Origin of the sequence: Pedobacter cryoconitis (assembly GCF_003259615.1) — a bacterium.
In the GTDB taxonomy this organism is placed as follows: Bacteria; Bacteroidota; Bacteroidia; order Sphingobacteriales; family Sphingobacteriaceae; genus Pedobacter; species Pedobacter cryoconitis.
Map to the genome: position 1 here is coordinate 227661 of NZ_QLLR01000003.1, position 20316 is coordinate 247976.

General features: G+C 39.9%; 23 protein-coding genes. 19 read left to right on the top strand and 4 right to left on the bottom strand.

Annotated elements, in window-relative coordinates:
* The first annotated feature begins 18 nt into the window (after nucleotides 1-18).
* Genes LY11_RS06050 through LY11_RS06065 form a run of 4 tightly spaced genes read left to right on the top strand, consistent with a single transcriptional unit; the run spans nucleotide 19 to nucleotide 2163 of the window.
* Nucleotides 19-390: a response regulator gene (locus LY11_RS06050; RefSeq protein ID WP_111632829.1), complete on the top strand. Its 372-nt coding sequence runs from the start codon at nucleotides 19-21 to the stop codon at nucleotides 388-390.
* On the top strand, nucleotides 391-1218 hold the full coding sequence (locus LY11_RS06055; RefSeq protein ID WP_111632830.1) for a CheR family methyltransferase: 828 nt from the start codon (nucleotides 391-393) through the stop codon (nucleotides 1216-1218).
* Complete coding sequence (locus LY11_RS06060; protein WP_111632831.1) at nucleotides 1218-1781, top strand: chemotaxis protein CheB; 564 nt, start codon at nucleotides 1218-1220, stop codon at nucleotides 1779-1781. The genes LY11_RS06055 and LY11_RS06060 overlap by 1 nt, the downstream gene beginning before the upstream one ends.
* Nucleotides 1782-1794: 13 nt before the next feature.
* Nucleotides 1795-2163, top strand: coding sequence for a response regulator (locus LY11_RS06065; RefSeq protein ID WP_111632832.1), 369 nt, complete (start codon nucleotides 1795-1797; stop codon nucleotides 2161-2163).
* Nucleotides 2164-2229: 66 nt separating this feature from the next.
* On the opposite strand, the gene LY11_RS06070 is transcribed toward LY11_RS06065, so the two are convergent.
* Nucleotides 2230-3921 carry a dipeptidyl-peptidase 3 family protein gene (locus tag LY11_RS06070; RefSeq protein ID WP_111632833.1) on the bottom strand — a complete coding sequence of 564 codons (1692 nt, stop codon included), beginning with the start codon at nucleotides 3919-3921 and terminating at the stop codon, nucleotides 2230-2232.
* A 116-nt stretch (nucleotides 3922-4037) separates the two neighbouring features.
* Between LY11_RS06070 and LY11_RS06075 the strand changes: the two genes are divergently transcribed.
* Complete coding sequence (locus tag LY11_RS06075) at nucleotides 4038-4868, top strand: N-acetylmuramoyl-L-alanine amidase (protein WP_111632834.1); 831 nt, start codon at nucleotides 4038-4040, stop codon at nucleotides 4866-4868.
* A gap of 62 nt (nucleotides 4869-4930) precedes the next feature.
* Here LY11_RS06075 and LY11_RS06080 read toward each other — a convergent pair whose 3' ends face one another.
* Complete coding sequence (locus LY11_RS06080; RefSeq protein ID WP_111632835.1) at nucleotides 4931-6592, bottom strand: glutamine--tRNA ligase/YqeY domain fusion protein; 1662 nt, start codon at nucleotides 6590-6592, stop codon at nucleotides 4931-4933.
* A 79-nt stretch (nucleotides 6593-6671) separates the two neighbouring features.
* Between LY11_RS06080 and LY11_RS06085 the strand changes: the two genes are divergently transcribed.
* The 8 genes from LY11_RS06085 (at nucleotide 6672) to LY11_RS06115 (ending at nucleotide 11806) form a co-directional block, all read left to right on the top strand.
* Nucleotides 6672-7091 carry a cobalamin B12-binding domain-containing protein gene (locus tag LY11_RS06085; RefSeq protein WP_111632836.1) on the top strand — a complete coding sequence of 140 codons (420 nt, stop codon included), beginning with the start codon at nucleotides 6672-6674 and terminating at the stop codon, nucleotides 7089-7091.
* Between the two features lie 2 nt (nucleotides 7092-7093).
* The gene (locus LY11_RS06090) at nucleotides 7094-7876 is read left to right on the top strand and encodes an enoyl-CoA hydratase/isomerase family protein (protein ID WP_111632837.1); all 783 of its coding nucleotides are present in this window, start codon (nucleotides 7094-7096) and stop codon (nucleotides 7874-7876) included.
* Between the two features lie 167 nt (nucleotides 7877-8043).
* Nucleotides 8044-9450 (top strand): sigma-54-dependent transcriptional regulator, encoded by a 1407-nt coding sequence (locus LY11_RS06095; RefSeq protein ID WP_068404834.1) that lies wholly within the window; start codon nucleotides 8044-8046, stop codon nucleotides 9448-9450.
* A gap of 216 nt (nucleotides 9451-9666) precedes the next feature.
* On the top strand, nucleotides 9667-9933 hold the full coding sequence (locus tag LY11_RS06100) for a YtxH domain-containing protein (RefSeq protein ID WP_068404836.1): 267 nt from the start codon (nucleotides 9667-9669) through the stop codon (nucleotides 9931-9933).
* Nucleotides 9934-10009: 76 nt separating this feature from the next.
* On the top strand, nucleotides 10010-10390 hold the full coding sequence (locus tag LY11_RS06105; protein ID WP_111632838.1) for a phage holin family protein: 381 nt from the start codon (nucleotides 10010-10012) through the stop codon (nucleotides 10388-10390).
* A complete protein-coding gene (locus LY11_RS06110) occupies nucleotides 10374-10814 on the top strand; it encodes a hypothetical protein (RefSeq protein WP_111632839.1) in 441 nt (146 codons plus the stop codon). Before LY11_RS06105 ends, LY11_RS06110 begins: the two co-directional genes overlap by 17 nt.
* Nucleotides 10815-11053: 239 nt before the next feature.
* Nucleotides 11054-11215, top strand: coding sequence for a hypothetical protein (locus LY11_RS26665; RefSeq protein WP_170132639.1), 162 nt, complete (start codon nucleotides 11054-11056; stop codon nucleotides 11213-11215).
* Nucleotides 11216-11278: 63 nt separating this feature from the next.
* Nucleotides 11279-11806, top strand: coding sequence for a TlpA family protein disulfide reductase (locus tag LY11_RS06115; protein ID WP_111632840.1), 528 nt, complete (start codon nucleotides 11279-11281; stop codon nucleotides 11804-11806).
* Between the two features lie 17 nt (nucleotides 11807-11823).
* Here LY11_RS06115 and LY11_RS06120 read toward each other — a convergent pair whose 3' ends face one another.
* Nucleotides 11824-12867, bottom strand: coding sequence for a serine hydrolase domain-containing protein (locus LY11_RS06120; protein ID WP_111632841.1), 1044 nt, complete (start codon nucleotides 12865-12867; stop codon nucleotides 11824-11826).
* A 62-nt stretch (nucleotides 12868-12929) separates the two neighbouring features.
* On the opposite strand from LY11_RS06120, the gene LY11_RS06125 reads away from it, so the two are divergent.
* Nucleotides 12930-14003 (top strand): serine hydrolase domain-containing protein, encoded by a 1074-nt coding sequence (locus LY11_RS06125; protein ID WP_111632842.1) that lies wholly within the window; start codon nucleotides 12930-12932, stop codon nucleotides 14001-14003.
* Nucleotides 14004-14079: 76 nt separating this feature from the next.
* Here LY11_RS06125 and aspS read toward each other — a convergent pair whose 3' ends face one another.
* Complete coding sequence (aspS, locus tag LY11_RS06130) at nucleotides 14080-15825, bottom strand: aspartate--tRNA ligase (RefSeq protein WP_111632843.1); 1746 nt, start codon at nucleotides 15823-15825, stop codon at nucleotides 14080-14082.
* A 148-nt stretch (nucleotides 15826-15973) separates the two neighbouring features.
* Here aspS and LY11_RS06135 point away from each other — a divergent pair, with 148 nt between their 5' ends.
* From LY11_RS06135 to LY11_RS06155, 5 genes are all read left to right on the top strand, one after another.
* Nucleotides 15974-16531, top strand: coding sequence for an RNA polymerase sigma factor (locus LY11_RS06135; RefSeq protein ID WP_111632844.1), 558 nt, complete (start codon nucleotides 15974-15976; stop codon nucleotides 16529-16531).
* A complete protein-coding gene (locus LY11_RS06140; RefSeq protein ID WP_111632845.1) occupies nucleotides 16521-17063 on the top strand; it encodes a hypothetical protein in 543 nt (180 codons plus the stop codon). The genes LY11_RS06135 and LY11_RS06140 overlap by 11 nt, the downstream gene beginning before the upstream one ends.
* Nucleotides 17060-18349, top strand: a complete 1290-nt coding sequence (locus tag LY11_RS06145) for a DUF4097 family beta strand repeat-containing protein (RefSeq protein ID WP_211321499.1) — start codon at nucleotides 17060-17062, stop codon at nucleotides 18347-18349. Before LY11_RS06140 ends, LY11_RS06145 begins: the two co-directional genes overlap by 4 nt.
* An 82-nt stretch (nucleotides 18350-18431) precedes the next feature.
* Nucleotides 18432-19214, top strand: a complete 783-nt coding sequence (locus LY11_RS06150; RefSeq protein WP_068404853.1) for a TerC family protein — start codon at nucleotides 18432-18434, stop codon at nucleotides 19212-19214.
* Between the two features lie 44 nt (nucleotides 19215-19258).
* Complete coding sequence (locus LY11_RS06155; RefSeq protein WP_111632846.1) at nucleotides 19259-20314, top strand: nucleoid-associated protein; 1056 nt, start codon at nucleotides 19259-19261, stop codon at nucleotides 20312-20314.
* Nucleotides 20315-20316: the final 2 nt, after the last annotated feature.

Here is a 20316-nt window from a genome sequence, read left to right on the forward strand (position 1 = left end):
ACCACCATGTTTTAAGGTATGGAAAAGAAGAGAAAAGTATTAATAATAGATGACGATAACAGGAATATCTTTGCTTTAAAGGCAGTATTAAAAGCTAAAGGTTATCAATGCGTTTCGGCAATTGGTGGGGAAGAAGGCTTACAATTGCTGGAAGAGCAAAAAGATATTGCAGTGGTGTTAATGGATATGATGATGCCTGGAATGGACGGATATGAAGCCATGGCACTCATGAGTAAAGACCCTGAATTAAAAGAAATCCCCGTTATTGCTGTGACAGCGCAGGCGATGCTTGGAGATAAAGAACGCTGCCTGAATGCAGGCGCGGTCGGTTATGTATCCAAGCCAATTAATGTAGACAGCCTAACCGATTTATTAGTTAAATATATTTAGATGAGCCAGGAATTATCTGTAATTACTGACGAGCAGGTAGAAATCCTGCTCGCAGATTTGCTGGAACATTACGGATATGATTTTACAGGTTATTCCAAAGCATCTATTAAAAGGAGAATACTCAGATTGTACTCTCTGGATAAGCAGGTAAGTTTTGCTGAGTTCCGGTATACTATAAATAATGATACCACTTATTTTAAAAGGTTTGTAGAGCAGATTACAGTTAATGTAACCGAAATGTTCAGAGATCCGGGGTTTTTCAAGACCCTGAGGGATGTGGTACTGCCTAAGCTTGGCACTTATCCTTTTATAAGGATTTGGCTGGCCGGCTGTTCAACTGGTGAAGAAGCCTATTCTATTTCCATTATTCTGAAGGAACTGAATCTATTGCATAAGTCTTTAATTTATGCAACAGACCTGAATCCTGTTGTTTTAGAAAAAGCTGCACAGGGAATGTTTGCCATGAGTCAGATGAAACAATATTCGGAGAATTATATTTTATCGGGTGGTGCAAAAGATTTTTCGAGTTACTATACAGCTAACTATTCTCTGGCAAAGTTTAGTGATGATTTAAAAAGCAGGCTGATTTTTTCTACACATAATCTGGTTTCTGACCATTCTTTTAATGAATTTCAGCTAATTTTGTGTCGTAATGTCCTGATTTACTTTGACCGGGACTTACAGCATAAAGTTTTGAATCTTTTTGATGAAAGCCTGGAGGGTCTTGGTTATCTTGCTTTAGGAAGTAAGGAGACGCTGGATTTTTCCCCGCTCTCGAAAAACTATAAGCGGGTTCCCGCAGAAAAAATCTGGAGGAAAGTAAGTTAATGAAAGACTGTGAGGCATTAATAATAGGAGGCTCTGCCGGAAGTCTGGACGTACTGTTAAAAGTACTGCCAGGACTCAACCCTGCGCTTGGTTTTCCCATTATTATTGTAGTACACAGAAAACACGGAGCAGACTCCCTGTTACCAGAATTACTTTCAGGAAGAACCAGCCTGATTGTGAAAGAAATTGATGAAAAAGAGCCGATTCTGGCGGGCACAATTTACGTTGCACCATCAGATTATCATACATTGATCGAAAAAGACAAGAGTTTTTCACTCGATTATTCAGAAAAAATAAATTATTCCCGTCCGGCAATTGATGCAACTTTCCAAACAGCTGCCGAAGTTTACAGAACTAAATTAGTATGCTTATTGCTCTCTGGGTCCAATTCTGACGGGGTAAACGGATTAATTAGTGTCAAAGCCTGGGGTGGAATTACCGCGATTCAAGACCCCGCGACGGCCCAGGTTTCTTACATGCCGCAGCAAGCGGCCCTTCATGCTAAAATAGATTACACTTTACGCATTGAAGATATGACAGAATTCATAAATTTGTTGTCCTAATCTATACTCTTAAATGGCCGAGCAAAAAAAAGTATTCATTTTTGATGATAATACCGACATACTTGAATTATGTACCTTTATTCTGGAGGATGCAGGTTATGAAATCAAAACCTCTTCTACTTCGAATAATATCATAGAACAGGTTATGGCCTATATCCCGGATATTATCTTTATGGATAACTGGTTACCTGACGTAGGTGGTATTGATGCCACCAGAGCGCTAAAAAGTGATGAAAAACTAAAGAATATCCCTGTCATCTATTTTTCTGCCAATAATGATGTAATGTCTCTGGCAGATGAGGCTGGCGCAGATGGTTATTTGTCTAAACCTTTCGATATTCAGGAACTGGAAAATATCATTCTGAAACATCTTCCTGCCTAAACATCTTTAAAAGAAAAGGCCGTCGTACTATTTTTTAGTATGACGGCCTTTTTTATGTGGGATTGGTTATTTTACACCCAGTACATCAACTCCCTGTTCGAAGATCACATCCACCGGAATTCCTTTTTTGCTTAACCTGTCTAAGTCCGCTTGCAGCTCAGGACTAATTACCGCATAGGTTTTCTGTACTTTCTCTACCGCTGCCTTATCACCGTTACCCTGCAGAGTAAGGATAACATTACTCAAATCATTCATCGCAGTCTGGAATTTCGTGAAATCTACTTTATAAGTTCCGTTTGCTGTTCTTACAAATGCGCCTTTCTCTTTAAAAAAGTTGAAACACTGCATGTTTGCCTTACCATGTGCACTTGAAGCGCCAAATCTTACCGAACGAAGCAGGCCGGCCATAAAAGTGGTATAATAGGCTTTAATATCACCAGTCAATTCTCCTTTTTTCAACAGGCCAGTAACCATATAAAGACCTAAAATGTCTGCTTTTCCTTCTTCTAACCAGCCAGATTGCTCTTTAAGCGCTTCTTTTACAAAACCTTTACCAGTAACTGTGTTCTTGATACCCAGGCCATGAGCGACTTCATGGAACATCACATTAGCAAAAAATGCATCAAAATTGATGTACTGCTGCTGATCTTTATCAATCAGTTCAGCTGCAATCGGAACCAGGATCTTATCGAACTTAGCTTTCATTGCATTTTTCAGCTGCGATCTGCGTGTACCTTTTTTCTGTTGAATTACTTCATCATTCGGTAAATTAACCGCGATTGTTTTAGAACCTGAATTACAGTCACCAGCATAATAAACTACATCATAAGCGTTTAACTCTGAATCTGTACCTGGCTTTTCTTTTTTGTATTTTTCAGCTACTGGCAATCCTTTTTGTAACTCCGGCAACATACTTACATATTTTGCCAGGCGTTTGCTCCATACCTTATCTTTCACTAAAACATAAGCTTCGTAAGAAGTACGGGCATTGAACATTTTGTCTTCGTAATTCTCAATAGGGCCGATAATGATGTCCAGAATATTGGTTTTCATATCTAACCACGCATAATCACTTGCATTAAAATTATCGTTGATCAGAGCATCTGCTCTTAAGTTCAGGTATTTTTTGAAACCTGCATCCTCAGTCATTAATGCTGCTTGTTTCAATAAGCTCGAAGCTCTTTGAAGCTCTGATGCGAATAAAACATGGTAAGGAACGCTGATTAATTTTCCGGTTGAATCCCTTTGAATTACTGAATAAGCGTTGAATTTATCTTTCAACGTAGATTTTTCCAATTCTGCTTTAGTCATCCCTGCAGGATAAAAAGAAGCACCTTCTGGTTTCGTCCCAATGCCTGCAATAAATGGTTTATCACCATTCAGCCTGTCCCATGGGCCGTAATTTATTTTAATAAACTCTTTAGTTTTTTCGTCTTTCAGTCCAGCCATCAAACTATCACGCTGCGGATAAGCCTGTTTCCAGAACAATTCATCCATAATCTGAGCAGCCTGAATCAACAAAGGAAGTATTTTGCGCTCATTCGCGCTCAGTGCATTTAGATTAGTCGTTAATTTAACGGTTTCATAAATATCCAGCCTGTTGTGTACATATTCCTGTAAACTGTCTTTGACTGTAGTTGGTTTCTCTGTTGTAGTAGTTGTAGCTGTTTTGGTCCCCGATGTATTCGTACAGGACCCTATGCCTGCAATGATCGAGCATCCTGCTAAAAATAAGGCTGCTTTGGTAGTTTTGTTCATGGTAATTTTTTATAACGCAACTAAATTAGGAAAAATAATAAGCCGGGCATAAAGATTAGTGTATTCTAACGCATTTATGTAAATATTAGTAATTTCACCGTTTATAATTACCTATGATGAGACAAATCCCTTTAAGTAAAAATATTTTACTGTTAAGTATCCCCCTGTTTTTCCTTGCGGCCTGTTCAACAAACAAATATGCAGCGACGAATAAGATCTATAAAACCCAGGCTAAGGGATTCGGTGATATACTGACGGCAATGCCCCCGGTGAATCAAAATATTGAGACATTGCCGGCTGACCAGCAGTCTTTTGTAGGTTCTGTGAATTTTGGTATCCGCAAGCCTAATTTTATTATTATCCACCATACGGCGATGACTTCAACCGAAGGAACAATCAGAGCTTTTACCAAAAAAGAAACACAAACCAGTGCACATTATATTGTTGGAAGAGACGGAAAAGTAGTCCAGATGGTCAACGATTACCTGCGTGCTAACCATGCCGGTGTTGCGAAGTGGGGGAATGAGTACGATCTGAACTCTTGTTCTTTAGGTATTGAGCTGGATAACAATGGTAATGAACCATATTCTGAGGCACAAATGAATAGTCTGATTGCACTGTTAACCTCGCTAAAGAAAAAGTATAACATTCCTGCTTCAAATATTATCGGGCATTCTGATATTGCACCAAAACGTAAAATTGACCCTAATAAATTTCCATGGAAGCAGCTTGCCGACAGAGGTTTTGGTCTTTGGTATGATCCTGTGCTGCAAATTCCTCCTGCAGAGTTTGATACGGCTATTGCCCTGCGTATTATTGGTTATGATGTCAGTAACCTGCCAGCAGCAATTGTGGCTTTTAAACGCCACTTTGTACAGGTAGATATTACCCCGGTATTGACAGACGGTGATAAAATGATCTTATACAACTTGTATCAAAAATACTAACGGTCTTTTTGGACATAGAACCCCCCCTGAACCTGATAAAGGCCAGGGGGGTTTTAATGAATTTATTTTTTTGCTTTTGCCCAGGCATCTTTCAAACCAACAGTTTGATTGAAGACCAGGTGGTCGGCTGTTGAATCTTTATCCAGGCAATAATATCCTTTACGGATAAACTGATACCTTGACTCCAGGTCAGCACCAGCCAGGTAAGGCTCTATATAAGCTTCCTTGATAACTTTTACGCTGTCAGGGTGCAGGTAATCTTTGAAATCGCCTTCCTCGCTATCAGGAGATTCTACCGAAAATAAACGGTCATAAACTCTGATTTCAGCAGTTTTAGCATGTTTCGTACTCACCCAGTGAATAGTTCCTTTCACATGGATTTCGCTGGTGTCCTCGCCGCTTTTAGACTCAGGAATATAAGTACAGTGGATTTCAGTAACGTTTCCGTCTGCATCCTTTTTGAAGTCTTCACATTTTACAATATAAGCGTTCTTCAATCTTACCATTGCACCAGGAGCAAGTCTGAACCATTTTTTTGCAGGCTCTTCCATGAAATCTTCTCTTTCGATCCAAAGTTCATTGCTGAAAGGAATTTCTCTTAAGCCGCCTTTATCTTCTGCTTCAGGATTGTTCTCGCCAATCAGGATTTCTTCTTTACCTTCAGGGTAATTGGTAATCACTAATTTAATCGGATCAAGAACTGCCATTACGCGGTTCGCTGTTTTATTTAAATGCTCACGGACACAGAATTCCAATAAGCTGAGTTCAATCAGGTTTTCTCTTTTCGCGATTCCGATTCTTTCACAGAACTCACGGATACTTTCTGGTGTATAACCTCTTCTTCGAAGGCCACTGATCGTAGGCATGCGCGGATCATCCCATCCGGTTACTACACCTTCATTTACCAATTGTAACAGTTTACGTTTACTCATTACGGTATACGTAAGGTTTAAACGGGCAAACTCGTACTGGTGTGAAGGGAAGATACCCAGTTGTGCAATAAACCAGTCGTATAACTCACGGTGAGAAACATATTCAAGCGTACAGATAGAATGTGTAATTTCCTCAATACTGTCACTCTGGCCATGGGCAAAGTCGTACATTGGATAAATACACCATTTGTTGCCTGTACGGTGATGTTCTGCATGTTTGATACGGTAAATAATCGGATCACGCATCAGCATGTTAGGGCTTGACATATCGATTTTAGCACGCAAAATACAAGCTCCGTCTTCCAGTTCTCCAGCTTTCATGCTGCTGAACAAGGCCAGATTTTCTTCTACACTACGGCTGCGGTATGGGCTGTCAGTACCTGGTTCTGTTGGCGTGCCTTTAAGGGCAGCGATTTCTTCAGCAGTACCATGGTCTACATAAGCAAGACCATTTTCTATCAGCTTAACGGCAAAATCATATAGCTTATCAAAATAATCTGAAGTATATAATTCATGTTTCCATTCAAAACCTAACCACCTGATGTCTGCCTGCTGGCTGTCTACGTATTCGGTTTTTTCGGTCACAGGATTTGTATCATCAAATCTCAGGTTGGTATAACCACCGTATTTCTGGGTTAATCCAAAATTCAGGCAGATTGCCTTTGCATGACCAATATGTAAATATCCATTAGGTTCAGGTGGAAAACGTGTAACTAAAGTTTTGTACTTTCCACTATTTAAATCGTTTTCAATGATCTCTTCAATAAAGTTCAATGATCTTTCCTCACTCATAAAAACTGTAAATTTATATTCAAAGTTAATATAAAAGAGCTAATTTACTTACATTTACGATGGATTATCGGTATAATTTATGAGCAAAACATTAAATAGGCCAATTCGGATTTTAGTGGCCAAAGTTGGCCTTGATGGTCATGACCGAGGAGCGAAAGTGATCGCCACCTCCTTACGTGATGCAGGTATGGAAGTGATTTATACTGGTTTACGGCAAACTCCGGAAATGGTGGTCAACACTGCATTGCAGGAAGACGTGGACGCGATCGGTGTTTCCATCTTATCAGGAGCACATATGACAGTTTTTCCTAAAATTGTCGAGTTCATGAAACAAAAGAAGCTGACTAATGTATTATTAACAGGCGGCGGCATCATTCCTGAGTCAGATATGGAGAAACTCAAAGAAATCGGAGTAGGAGAATTATTTGCACCGGGTACAACCATGGTCACTATTGTTGATTATATCCGAGGCTGGGCTAACGAAAACAGAAACTTTTAAATATGACCTATCAAAATATACGATCAGAAGTTAAAGCGAATATCCTTTACATCACAATAAACAGGGAATCTAAATTGAATGCGCTGAATAAAGAGACACTGGCTGAATTGGCCGATGTTATTGCTTTTGCCGCAAAAACAGAAGAGGTAAGAGGAGTACTTCTGACCGGTGCTGGTGAAAAAGCATTTGTTGCAGGAGCTGATATTTCAGAATTCTCAGCTTATAACAGAGAACAGGGCGAAGATTTAGCCAGAAGCGGACAAGTCAATGTTTTTGATGCCATAGAAAATAGTACGAAACCTTTTGTAGCTGCAATTAATGGATTCGCTTTAGGCGGAGGATTAGAGCTGGCTATGGCCTGCCATATCCGTGTAGCTGCTGATACGGCTAAAATGGGGCTGCCTGAAGTTACTTTAGGTTTGATCCCTGGTTATGGCGGAACACAAAGATTAACCAGGTTAGTAGGAAAAGGGAGAGCTGCAGAGCTAATTACCACGGCCGACATGATTACTGCCGACAGAGCAGAGAAAATAGGGCTGGTTAATCATGTAGTGCCTCAGTCAGAGTTGATTGGCAAGGCCGAAGAGATCCTTAATAAAATTAAACAACGTGCACCGCTTGCTATTGCTGCGGCAATAAGAGCTGTGAATGCCGCTGTAAATGAGGAAGTAAACGGTTTTGGAGTTGAAATTGAGGAGTTTGGTAAATGTTTTGGTACACAAGACTTTAAAGAAGGTGTCGGTGCCTTTCTGGAAAAAAGACGTGCAGAATTCAAAGGGCGCTAACTAACTCGTTGTAAATGGTTTAAATTTTGAGGAAAGTCAAAATGGAGCATTTCCGGGGATAAGTATGCGATTAAGGGGAATATGAATATATAAGTGTAGAAAATATTTCCCATATAAAATATTTCTTTATATTTATCATCGAATAAGTTTAGAATTTGTTGCCAGATATGAAAAGGATACTAATAGTAGATGATGAAATTAATATAGGTTTATTACTGTCAAAATTCTTAACCAGAAATGGGTTTAGTGTGAATACTGCGACCAGTGGCGTTTCTGCACAAGACTATCTGAGTAAAGACCAGTATGACCTTGTTTTATGTGACTACAGGCTGGAAGATACGGATGGAAAGGAAATGCTCATTAAAATTAAAGAGAATTATCCGCAGACGGGTGTGATTATAATTACTGGCTATTCGGATATCAAACTTGCTGTTGAACTGATTAAATTAGGGGCTTACGACTATATTACCAAGCCTTTATATCCGGATGAAATCTTAAATACTATAAATAAGGCTATCGATACACAGATAGCACTGAATGATACGACGGCCGAAGGAGTGAGATCTGAGGTACAAAAGGCAAAAACATCAAAGCCTGTTTATAACCAGGTGGAAAATTTTGTAGCCGGGCAGAGTCAGGCTTCAAAAGAATTGCTTAAACAAATCCAATTGGTTGCGCCAACGTCTTATAGTGTAATCCTGACTGGCGAAAGTGGTACTGGTAAAGAGTCTGTAGCGAAAGCTATTCACCTGAACAGTCCAAGAAGAGATAACCCTTTTGTGGCTATGGATTGTGGTTCTTTAACGAAAGAACTGGCAGGAAGTGAGTTCTTTGGACACGAGAAAGGATCTTTCACGGGTGCATTAAATACAAAAATAGGGCACTTCGAAATGGCAAATGGCGGAACTCTTTTTCTGGATGAAGTAGGAAACTTATCTTATGATCTGCAGGCTGCGCTTTTAAGAACAGTTCAGGAAAGAAAGATTAAGCGTATTGGTAGTACCAAAGAAATTGATCTTGATGTCCGTATTATTGTGGCAACGAATGAAAATCTGGCTACAGCGATTCAAAGAGGACGTTTCAGAGAAGATTTATACCACCGTTTTAATGAATTCGCCATCAACCTTCCGCCATTGAGCATGAGGGGAAAAGATATTATGATCTTTGCAAAAACCTTTCTTGATTTCGCCAATGAGGAGCTGGGCAGAAATGTACTGGGCTTTTCTAAGGATGTGGAAGAGTGTTTCCTAAGCTATAACTGGCCGGGAAATGTAAGGGAGCTAAAGAATGTGGTTCGCAGGGCAACATTACTTACCGAATCTGATGAAATCCAGCTTAAGGCATTGCCACTTGAAATTTCTACAGATGCGAAGGTCACAGCTATTGAAAATACGATTCACAGGAACCATGAAAAGTCCAGGGACTTAAAAAATGCAGCTTCAGAAGCGGAATATGAAGCAATACTGAAAGTGCTTCGTGAGGTGAATTTTAATAAAACAAAAGCTGCCAAGATCTTAAATATAGATAGAAAAACCCTTTATAATAAGATGAAGGCCATCAATCTGGATACCTAGTCAACTGAATTTTTTCGTGTTAACTTAGTGAAGGACGGTGTTGTGCATTGTTTCCTCGGGTAGATCTTTTGTACCCGGCCCTTCAGGAATTTTGTTCTGTTAAATTCTCAGAAAGATTAAAACAATTTCCGGGGCTGCGGAGTTATAACAAATAATATCACCTTATTATCAATTACATCGATACAAAATCAATTATTAAACATAAAAATTAAAGTCATGAACGATAACTCAAAAGTATTAATTGGATTATTAACGGGTTTGGCTGCAGGTGCAGCATTGGGATTGTTGTTTGCGCCCGAAAAAGGAAGTGAAACCCGTGATCGTTTAAATCAGTCGTTAAAAGACCTTGGCGATGCAATAAAAGAGAGAGCAGCAGATGAAATTGATCATTTGACTGGCTTAAAAGATAAAGTAGTAAGTTCTGTAAAGAGTAAACTGCATGAAGCTGAAGAAGAATTTGTAGATGATGCGGAACACGCTTAAACAATATTCTTAATAATGAGTTATTATATGTAGTTCTGCACTTTTATGATCAGAACAAGCTAAAGTCTAATTACCAATGGAGGAGAAGAAAGAAAAGAATATTGAGGAGCTGTTTTCACAGGCGAAGACCTATTTGGATACCCGGATAGAATACGCACGGCTGGGGTTAATTAAAAGGTCTGCTAAAGTATTTGCTGACCTGATTACTAATGCTATTGTGGGTGTTTGCTTTGTGCTGGCCTTTATTTTGGGGACGGTTACACTTGCGCTGTTCTTATCTACACTTTTTGCCAGTTATACTGCTGGTTTTGGCTGCGTTTCACTGCTTTACTTATTTTTAGCGATTATAGTGTACGTAACTAAAGAGAAATTCATTGAGAAGGCTATTGTCAACTTCACGATCAGGAAATATTTTAAAAAACTACAGGAGGACGAGGAAGATGAGCAAAAAGTATGAAATTAATAACCTGCAGGATCTGAACGTCAGAATGATTAGTCTGAAAGTTGATTATAAGATGCAGGAGGAAATGATAAAGGATGATGTTAAGGTTTATTTTAAGCAGTTTACTTTTGGTAACCTGATTAAGAAATATGCTACACCATCTGCATTTTTAAAGGTGGATGATAAACTGAATATAAGTAGCAGGTTAATGTCTATGGCATTGCCTATTTTAATGAATGGGACGCTGTTTAAGGGGTCTGGATTTATTACAAGGGCATTGGTGGGGCTGGCGACGAGTAAGGTTGGCAAAACGCTGGATGCGGAACATATTTCTGCGATCTTTAATACGGTAAAGGGTTTGTTTACGGGGAAAAAGAAAAAGGAAAAAGGTGCGGGTTTTGTGGATTATGGGATTCCTCCGGATAGTGAGTCCTTTTAAATAAAGTCATCGTACGGCTAAAAAAAATAAGGCTGTATGGTTTACGAACTACGCCCATCTGAAGGGATGGCCAATGTTCGTAAACCATACAGCCTTATTTTTTTTAGAAACCAGATTTTTATGTAATGCGGTTTTGGAAGAAGGGTTGGGAGGTGAACCAGGGTGGCTTGATAAGGGGAAGGAATAGATAGGCAGGATAGTTTGGCGAAAGGTTAAGGAGAAATAAATAGATAGAATAGTTGGAAAAACATTGGCTTCGCAGGTGGTTCTCTATGAATCCATATCCTTTACAGATCAAGTCCAATAGTGAGTTCACGTATTTAAAGGAAAAGGTAGACTCACATCCTGGTCAACAAGAACGCTATGATACCGGTTTCGCTTTGCTGACGGGAGAGAAATAGAGGGTATAAAGAGGTAGGGAAATAGTTTTATTTTGGTATTATTGTGTATAAGTATATACCCTGATGAGAAAGCTAAAATATTTTATCGTTTTGTTCGCTTTGTTGCCGTTCGTTTCTTTTGCGCAGCAGGATGAGGGCACTTTAACTAAGATTGGGGACGCTGTTCCTGTTTTTAATTTTGAGATTCAAAAGGGGCAAACGGTTTCTATTAGTGATTATAAGGGGAAGTTAATTCTGATTAATCTTTTTGCTACGTGGTGCCCGCCTTGTAATGAGGAGCTTCCGGAGGTTCAGAAAAGGATTTGGGAGAAGTATAAGGACAATGCGGGGTTCGCTTTTTTTGTTTTTGGACGGGAACAGGGCTGGGACAAATTGATCCCTTTTAAAGCGAGGAAGGGGTTTACGTTCCCGATTCTGCCTGATGCTGATCGGGGGATATTCAAGAAGTTTGCGCTACAGTCTATTCCAAGGAATATACTGGTTGATGAGCGCGGAATGATTATTTATCAGTCTATTGGGTATGATCCTAAGGAGTTTGCAGCATTGGTGGAGTTAATTGGAACGCATCTTAAGAAGGCACAAACAAAATAAAGGGTATAAGTTAAGGGCTATTTCTGGAGAAGGGTTTCTTTCAGGATCTTTAGGGTTTGTAAGTGATAGCTAAAGGTTTTTGAAAGGTCGTTTAAGTCCCATGCGGTGTTTTCAAGCATAATAATGCTGGTTTTGGTTTGCGGGAAATAATAATCCATGGAAACGAAACCGGGAATGTAGCCTGTCTGACCTATTTGAAGAAGGTTGTCGCTGGCCGTAATAGTAGGACCGTAGCCGTAATCGGTTTTTCCTAAAAAAACATGTTGTCTGGTAGAGTAGGGAGTGATCATCAATTGATAGGTTACTGCTGAAAGTAGTTTTCCGGTGTGCAGAGCGGTGTTCCAGAGCACTAAGTCTCTGGCGGTGGAGATCAGGGTCGCTGCTGGAACAAATTCATCCAGAGGGGATTTTTCGAGATGTAGCCTCTTGTCTTCTTTTTCGATATAACCGTTGACTAGCCTTTGATGTTTTTTCAGGTTGGGGTCAAAGGTGTTTTTCATTTCGCAAAGCAGAAATAGTTCATTTGACAGTTCTGAGAAGGGTTTTCCGGAGGTTCTAGCTACAATTTTTCCTAGTAATTGATAACCGATCGCTGAATAGTTAAATTTTGAGCCTGCAGGATAGGCCAGGGGCTCGTCCACTGCGGTAATTCCATGGGTATGAGTAAGTAGCTGGTGAATAGTCACGGTGTCTGCCCAGGGCATAGTTAATTCGGGCAGGTATTTTTTGATAGGGTCCTGAAGGTTCAGGTTATGCTTGTCGAGTTCTCTTAAAACCAGTACGGCAGTGATTTGTTTGCTGACTGACCCGATAACAAATTGGTCATTTTCATTAAAAGGAGTTTTTTTTCCGGGTATTGGAGATCCTTCCTGATGTTCGTATACTATTTTTCCATCACTGGCGATGAGCATGATACCGTTGAATGGTTTGTTGTTTTTTACTTTTAATAAGGAATCGAGGCGTGGAAAGGCCTTTTCCAGGGATTGTGCTTGTCCGGCAAAGAAAATAGTCTGAAGGGTTAACGCCAGCAGGAAAAAATGACTCAGTTTTGGAAAGGACATGCGTAAGAAGATTAGAAATGAAATTGATTTAAGATAAAGGTAATATTATATAACTTAGAGGAATGAGGAGATTTGTTATTCGTTATATTTTATTTTTCGGATTTAGCCTGAGTGCTGTTGCACAGTCTGTTAAAATCAAGGATGATTCTCTTTTAGCTCAAATGACCAGTGCTATTGAGCAGGGCCAATATCCAAAGGTTCATAGTATTTCAGTTTTTAAGGGAGATAAGCCCGTTTATGAGCATTTTTTTAATGGTTTTAACCCGGATTCTCTCCATGATTCCAGGTCATCGTTTAAGTCCATCACAAGTTTGCTGGTAGGGATCGCAATTGATCGTGGGCTGATTAAAGATGTAAATCAAAAGGTTTATGAGTTTTTTCCGCAGTATCCGGACTTTGGAAAGGATAAGCTTAAAAAGGAAATGACACTTAGGAATTTGCTTGAAATGAAGTCGGGCTTTGATTGTGAAGAGTTTAATGATACTAAGGATTGCGAGGAGGAAATGAGTCTGAGTAAGGATTGGGTCAAGTTTTCCCTGGGTCTGCCCATGAAATATAAGCCCGGTGAAGTATGGTCTTATACCTCCATTGATCCCATGATTTTAAGTGGCGTGATCAGCAAAGCCTCAGGAATGACGATTATGAAGTTTGCGGAACAGTATTTATTTAAGCCGATGGGCATTATTGATTATAGGTGGACGGTTGATCCTGCCGGACATGGAATGACTGGCGGGTCGTTTTATATTCATCCTTCGGATATGGTTAAATTGGGGCGACTGGTCAAGGATAACGGGGTTTGGAAAGGGAAACAGCTTATTTCTAAGCGATGGATCAGTCAGTCTGCACTTTGTGATATTCCTATTCCAGATTTCTCCAATGCGAAATCCAGCAGAAGTTCGTTGCTTATCCCTCAGCCCACCTTCTATGGATTTTACTGGTACCGTGAAGTGCTCAAAACAAAAGATATACAGCAGGATTTACTTTTCGCTTCAGGAAATGGAGGGCAGTTCATCTTTATCCTGAAGGATTTAGATTTAACGGTAGTGTTTACACAAGGGAATTATCAATCTTTTAAGGGGAAGCAGGCTTTTGAGATCCTGGCCAAATATATTGTGCCGGGTTTCTCTGGTAAATGATAAATCACAAAAGCCTTTCAGTGCAAACTGAAAGGCTTTTGTGATTGGAAAGCAGAAACAGATCCTGAACGTTTCCTTATAAACTGGTCTTTATTTTTAGCTCTTTCAATTGTTTCTCATCAATTGTCGAAGGACTATCAATCATCACGTCTCTTCCTGAATTGTTTTTAGGGAAAGCGATCACGTCACGGATACTATCTAAACCAGCGAAGATGGAACAAAGCCTGTCGAAACCGAAAGCAATACCGCCGTGTGGAGGCGCTCCGAATTCAAAAGCATCCATCAGGAAGCCGAATTGTTTTTGTGCTTCTTCAGCCGTAAAGCCTAAATGTTTGAACATTAAAGCCTGTAAAGTACGGTCATGGATACGAATAGATCCACCGCCGATTTCAGTACCGTTAACAACCATATCATAGGCATTTGCTCTTACTTCGCCAGGGTTGGTATCCAGCATAGCGATGTCTTCTGGTTTAGGAGACGTAAAAGGGTGGTGCATCGCATGGTAACGCTCAGATTCTTCATCCCATTCCAGAAGAGGGAAATCAAGTACCCATAAAGCACTGAACACATTTTTATCACGTAAGCCTAGTCTGGAACCGATTTCAAGACGTAGTTCACTTAATTGTTTACGTACTTTATCTTTAGTTCCAGCCATTAACAGCATTAAGTCGCCAGGTTTAGTCTGAAGCGCCTCAGCCCATCCTTTCAGGTCCTCTTCGCTATAGAATTTATCAACAGAAGATTTGATGGAACCATCTTCACCATGTCTTGCATAAATCAGGCCTGTAGCACCGATCTGAGGACGTTTAATGAAGTCAGTCAGCTCATCCAGCTGTTTACGCGTATAATGTGCACAGCCAGTTGCATTGATCCCGATCACTAATTCAGCATTGTCGAAAACCGGGAAGTTTTTCCCTTTAACTACTTCGTTTAATTCCACAAAGCGCATTTCGAAACGTGTATCAGGTTTATCAGAACCATACCAGCGCATAGCATCTGCATATTGCATTCTTGGAACCTCTGGTAATTCAAAGTTTTTAACCTCTTTAAATAAGGTACGAATCAGTCCTTCGAAAGTATTCAGAATATCTTCCTGCTCAATAAATGACATTTCACAGTCGATCTGCGTAAATTCAGGTTGTCTGTCTGCACGTAAATCTTCGTCTCTGAAACATTTTACGATCTGGAAATATCTGTCGAAACCAGAAACCATCAGCAATTGCTTAAAGGTTTGAGGAGATTGTGGTAAAGCATAGAATTCACCAGCATTCATCCGGCTGGGTACTACAAAGTCCCTTGCGCCTTCAGGTGTTGATTTAATCAAGACAGGAGTTTCTACCTCGATAAAGTCTAAGGCATCCAGATATTTTCTTACAGACTGAGCCATTCTATGACGCAGCACCATATTATTTCTTACCGGATTCCTTCTCAGATCCAGGTAACGATATTTCATACGTAAATCATCGCCGCCGTCGGTTTCATCATCAATTAAGAATGGTGGAATCTTAGAAGCATTCAAAATTTCAAGGTCAGTGATTTTTATTTCCACTTCTCCTGTTGGCATTTTAAGGTTTTTATTGGAACGCTCAACAACAAGTCCGCTGGCCTTGATCACAAATTCGCGACCTAAACTGCGGGCTTTTTCACAGAGCTGAGTGTTATCATCCATATTAAAAACCAATTGGGTGATACCGTAACGATCACGTATATCAATAAAAGTCATTCCTCCCAAGTCTCTGGATTTCTGTACCCAACCGCACAGAATTACGCTTTCGCCTAGATTCTCAATCGTCAGGGCTCCGCAAGTTGTTGTTCTTAACATTTTTTCATCGGATTAAGCCGCAAAAATATTCATTTTGAGCCATATATTACAAAGGGTTATTGATTTAACGAAGTATATTCAAAAGTTTTTTCATTAAGATGCAACGTTTGATAAATCATGATGTCATTTATAACGAATACGAAGAACATTGGAAGCAGTATACATAGACAAAAATATAGACCTGGTTAACGCTTGCCGGAAAGGTAGCCGGGCCGCACAATTTGAGTTATACAAATTGTATGAAAGAGCTATGTACAGCGCTGCGCTGCGGATAGTCAACCATGAGGCTGAAGCTGAAGATGTTGTGCAGGAAGCATTCTTAGATGCCTTTCTGCGGATTGGCGATTTCAGAGGGGATACTACTTTTGGCCTCTGGCTAAAGCAGATCATCGTGAATAAGTCGATTAACTGTCTGCGCAAAAGAAGAGTGGAGTTCACCAACCTTGATGGCGTAGAAATTGCAGCAGAGGAATCAGCAGATCAGGAAGATTTGCAGTGGAGAGTAGAAGAGGTGAAAGCGGCAATAAAAGGACTGGCAGATGGGTATAGAGTGGTCTTAACCCTTTATTTATTTGAAGGCTATGACCATGAAGAGATCTCCCATATCCTGAAGATCTCGGAAGTTACTTCGCGGTCACAATTAATGAGAGCAAAAACCAAATTGAGAAATATATTAGAAAAGAAAGGAGCAAGAGATGAGTACTAAATTAGAGGATTTTATCAGAGAAAATAAGCGGGGGTTCGATACCGACAGACCTTCAGCAGGACTCTGGGATAAAATTGAAGCTGAACTGGATAAAAAAGAACGGCAGAAAAAAAAACATAAGAGGGTTTTTAATATTCAGTTATGGGCTGGTATAGCTGCATCACTGCTTGTCGTGCTGGGCATAACTTTCCTGTACGTGAGTCCGGGAAAAAGAGGAAAGATTAGCGTGGAGGATGTAAACCCGGTTTATGCACAGAAGCAGGTTAAGTTTGTGAGCATAATTGAGCAGAAACAAGATAGTTTACAGGCTTTTGCAAAGACAAATCCTGAACTCTACCGCAAGTTTAAAGCAGATTTCGAGGTCTTGAATAAAACTTATGAAGGATTAAACAAGGGAATGGCCGGAAGCCCGAATCAGCAGATGGTGGTCAAAGCAATGGTCAGGAACCTGGAAATCCAGATTCAGCTGTTAAATCAGCAATTGTCAATTATCAATGAGGTCAGTCAATATAAAAAGGAGAATAGTATATGAAAAATCTGATCCTTGCAGGCGCTCTGCTATGTTCTTTCAGTATGGCCAGTGCACAGACTGAAACAGAAACTAAAGTTAGCAGTGAGCCTGTTTATGTAGCAAACACTGGTAGTTCGTCACATTCCAGCAGTTCATCTACTGCCAGGCGCGTCGTTCAGCGCAATACAGACACGCAGAACGGAGACGATCCGATGCGCTCAAAGAACTTCAGCAAGAGCTTCTCTTTAAGCCCGTCCGACAAAATAAACCTTCACAATCAGTATGGAGGGATGGTCATTAAAGTATGGGACAAAAAGGAAGTTAAAATAGACGTTTCCATCAAGGCATTCAGCAATGATGAAAAGGAAGCGCAGCGGCTAATTGATCAGGTCGATATTTCTGCTGAGAAGGATGGAGATCAGGTCACTTGTAAAACCAGTATCGGTAGCGGAAGCAGATGGTCTGGCCGCGGCCGCAGAAGAGAAGTAAAGGTGAATTATGTCGTTTATTTGCCTGCCACAAACTCGCTGACCCTGACACAGGAATTTGGTAATGTCAATATGGACGATTTCGCCGGGCCGCTTTATGCCAAAGTGCAGTATGGAGATTTCATCGCCGGAAAACTATCCAGTGTAAATAACTATGTTTCTGTTCAATATGGCAAAACAACGATTACGGATATTAATAAAGCTGTTATTAAACAGCAATACGGGTCAGGCCTGACGATCGGGGCTGCCGGAACACTGGATCTGAATGCGCAATATGTAACCGTTCGTATCAATACGATCAGAGGGGATGCGTTCATCAAACAGCAATACGGTTCTGGAATCAGTATTACCAATGTCAATAATCTGGATCTGGATATACAATATGCGAATGTCAGGGTTGATAATATCAAAGGAAATGCAATCATCAAACAGCAATACAATAATATTAAAATAGGAACTGTAGGGAGACTTGATCTCAAATCACAGTATGCGAATGTAGAAATTGGTGCTTTAAGAGGCGATGGTTTTTTTAAGATGAGCTATAATAATTTTGATATAGTTGAAGTAGGTGCAGGATGCAGAAACTTAAATATTGATGCTGATTATGTAGATACAAAATTAAAATTCGCTGAGGGCTTTAATGGGGATTATAACGTGCAAACCAGCTATAGCGGATTTAAATCCGGAGAACGGGTAGCTGTGCGCCAGGCAGGGTCACAGGATGATGATAATACAAAAAACTATACCGGCAAAATCGGGAGTGGCGGCAGGGTCGCGGTCCGGATAAAATCGGATTATGGATCGGTTACTTTCAGGTAATGAAAATAAACTAATTGGTGTGAAGCTTGTTGATTAATTCAACAAGCTTTTTTTTTAGCTTTACAGCAAAACCTTATACGATATGGAATTCTTTAGTACACCCGAAGCCTGGATCTCACTGTTAACCCTGACAATTTTGGAAATCGTACTGGGGATTGACAATATTGTGTTCATATCCATCCTTTCAGGAAAATTGCCTGCACATCAGCAAAAAAAAGGCAGACAATTGGGGTTAGGGTTAGCTATGATTACCCGTGTATTATTGCTTTTGTCATTAAGCTGGGTAATGAGCCTGACAGCCACGTTATTTAACGTTGGAGAATGGATTAGCCTGGACAATAAAGAATGGCTGGAGAAACTGGCTATTTCAGGGCGTGATCTGATCCTGATTCTGGGAGGGATGTTCTTAATCTATAAAAGTACGCATGAAATTCACCTGAAATTAGAGGGGGAAGAAGAGGAAGAAGGAAAAGTTAAAGTACATTCTTTTGCGGGTGTAATTGCCCAGATCCTGGTGCTGGATATTGTTTTCTCATTGGATTCTGTAATTACAGCGATCGGGATGGCAGATCACGTTGAAATTATGATTGCTGCGGTAATTATAGCCGTAATTATTATGATGGTTTCTGCAAATGCTATCAGTGATTTTGTGAATAACCATCCTACGGTGAAAATGCTGGCACTTTCATTCCTGTTATTAATCGGTGTTTCTTTATTGGCAGAGGGGCTTGATCAGCATATTCCTAAAGGATATATCTATTTTGCGATGGCTTTCTCGGTATTGGTAGAAATGCTGAACCTGAGAATGAAGAAGAAATCTACGAAACCTGTGGAGCTGAGAAATACCGCGAAAGAAGAAAAATAAAGTATTTTTGCGACCCGTTAACCAAGCTAAAAATTACAGCGTATATGATTTATTTTCCTGAAGCCTCTCTGTCAGAGCTTTCTATACATAGAATTGGCAATAAAGCACAAGATGAGTTTTATGTCTTATCTGAAGCCTCCATGCAAATTCAGGATGAGCATTTGAAGAACGTGCTGCTCCAGTATTTTTTAAGTCCTTATGAAAAGGTCAATGAGATCTTTCGTTTTTTTCATCCGAACGATGATTTGAATCTGAATGAAGTTTATCATTTCATTGAACAGGTATTTGAAAATGGAGCGCTTTTTCATAAGCACAGTGAGCAGCTGGCTAAATATCTTTATGATACCTCTAATCATCCTAAAATTAAGGCTGGTGAGCTATATGTAGCTTATTTTGAGAATGTACAGATAGAAGGAGAACTGCATGACGCGATTGGTATTTTTAAATCGGAAACTAAAGAGACTTACCTGAAAGTTTCTCCTGAGCAGGCGGGTTTTGCACTGAGTTATGAAGAAGATGCAATCAATATCAATAAACTGGATAAGGGCTGCATTATTTTTAATACCGAGAAAGAACAGGGGTACAAGGTTGCGGTCATCGACCAGACGAATAAGAGCAATGAAGCAGTTTACTGGAAAGATGAGTTTTTAAAGCTTAAGGTTAGAAATGATAACTACAATCAAACCAAGAACGTACTGGGCGTTTATAAAAGCTTTGTCACCGAGAAACTTGACCAGGAGTACGATATTACCAAAGCAGACAAAATAGACCTGCTGAACCGCTCTATGAAGTATTTCAAAGAGAAGGAAAGCTTTGATATGGATGAGTTTTCTAATGAAGTTATCGGAAGTAAGGAAGGGATCGAGTCTTTCAAAAACTATAAAAAGAGTTACGAGGAAGAATTTGAAACCCCTATTGCTGATAGTTTTGATATCTCAGGTGCTGCGGTTAAAAAGCAGGCCAAAGCCTTTAAAAGCGTCCTTAAACTGGATAAAAACTTCCATATCTATATTCATGGAAATAAAGAACTCATCGAGAAAGGTTTCGATGACGATAAATCCATGAACTACTACAAGGTTTATTTTAAAGAAGAAGAATAAGA

Bases quoted from the DNA above. Each gene is read 5' to 3' on its own strand.
- LY11_RS06050 (WP_111632829.1), top strand. From the start codon at position 19: ATGGAAAAGAAGAGAAAAGTATTAATAATAGATGACGATAACAGGAAT.
- LY11_RS06055 (WP_111632830.1), top strand. From the start codon at position 391: ATGAGCCAGGAATTATCTGTAATTACTGACGAGCAGGTAGAAATCCTG.
- LY11_RS06060 (WP_111632831.1), top strand. From the start codon at position 1,218: ATGAAAGACTGTGAGGCATTAATAATAGGAGGCTCTGCCGGAAGTCTG.
- LY11_RS06065 (WP_111632832.1), top strand. From the start codon at position 1,795: ATGGCCGAGCAAAAAAAAGTATTCATTTTTGATGATAATACCGACATA.
- LY11_RS06070 (WP_111632833.1), bottom strand. From the start codon at position 3,921: ATGAACAAAACTACCAAAGCAGCCTTATTTTTAGCAGGATGCTCGATC.
- LY11_RS06075 (WP_111632834.1), top strand. From the start codon at position 4,038: ATGAGACAAATCCCTTTAAGTAAAAATATTTTACTGTTAAGTATCCCC.
- LY11_RS06080 (WP_111632835.1), bottom strand. From the start codon at position 6,592: ATGAGTGAGGAAAGATCATTGAACTTTATTGAAGAGATCATTGAAAAC.
- LY11_RS06085 (WP_111632836.1), top strand. From the start codon at position 6,672: ATGAGCAAAACATTAAATAGGCCAATTCGGATTTTAGTGGCCAAAGTT.
- LY11_RS06090 (WP_111632837.1), top strand. From the start codon at position 7,094: ATGACCTATCAAAATATACGATCAGAAGTTAAAGCGAATATCCTTTAC.
- LY11_RS06095 (WP_068404834.1), top strand. From the start codon at position 8,044: ATGAAAAGGATACTAATAGTAGATGATGAAATTAATATAGGTTTATTA.
- LY11_RS06100 (WP_068404836.1), top strand. From the start codon at position 9,667: ATGAACGATAACTCAAAAGTATTAATTGGATTATTAACGGGTTTGGCT.
- LY11_RS06105 (WP_111632838.1), top strand. From the start codon at position 10,010: ATGGAGGAGAAGAAAGAAAAGAATATTGAGGAGCTGTTTTCACAGGCG.
- LY11_RS06110 (WP_111632839.1), top strand. From the start codon at position 10,374: ATGAGCAAAAAGTATGAAATTAATAACCTGCAGGATCTGAACGTCAGA.
- LY11_RS06115 (WP_111632840.1), top strand. From the start codon at position 11,279: ATGAGAAAGCTAAAATATTTTATCGTTTTGTTCGCTTTGTTGCCGTTC.
- LY11_RS06120 (WP_111632841.1), bottom strand. From the start codon at position 12,867: ATGTCCTTTCCAAAACTGAGTCATTTTTTCCTGCTGGCGTTAACCCTT.
- LY11_RS06125 (WP_111632842.1), top strand. From the start codon at position 12,930: ATGAGGAGATTTGTTATTCGTTATATTTTATTTTTCGGATTTAGCCTG.
- aspS (WP_111632843.1), bottom strand. From the start codon at position 15,825: ATGTTAAGAACAACAACTTGCGGAGCCCTGACGATTGAGAATCTAGGC.
- LY11_RS06140 (WP_111632845.1), top strand. From the start codon at position 16,521: ATGAGTACTAAATTAGAGGATTTTATCAGAGAAAATAAGCGGGGGTTC.
- LY11_RS06145 (WP_211321499.1), top strand. From the start codon at position 17,060: ATGAAAAATCTGATCCTTGCAGGCGCTCTGCTATGTTCTTTCAGTATG.
- LY11_RS06150 (WP_068404853.1), top strand. From the start codon at position 18,432: ATGGAATTCTTTAGTACACCCGAAGCCTGGATCTCACTGTTAACCCTG.
- LY11_RS06155 (WP_111632846.1), top strand. From the start codon at position 19,259: ATGATTTATTTTCCTGAAGCCTCTCTGTCAGAGCTTTCTATACATAGA.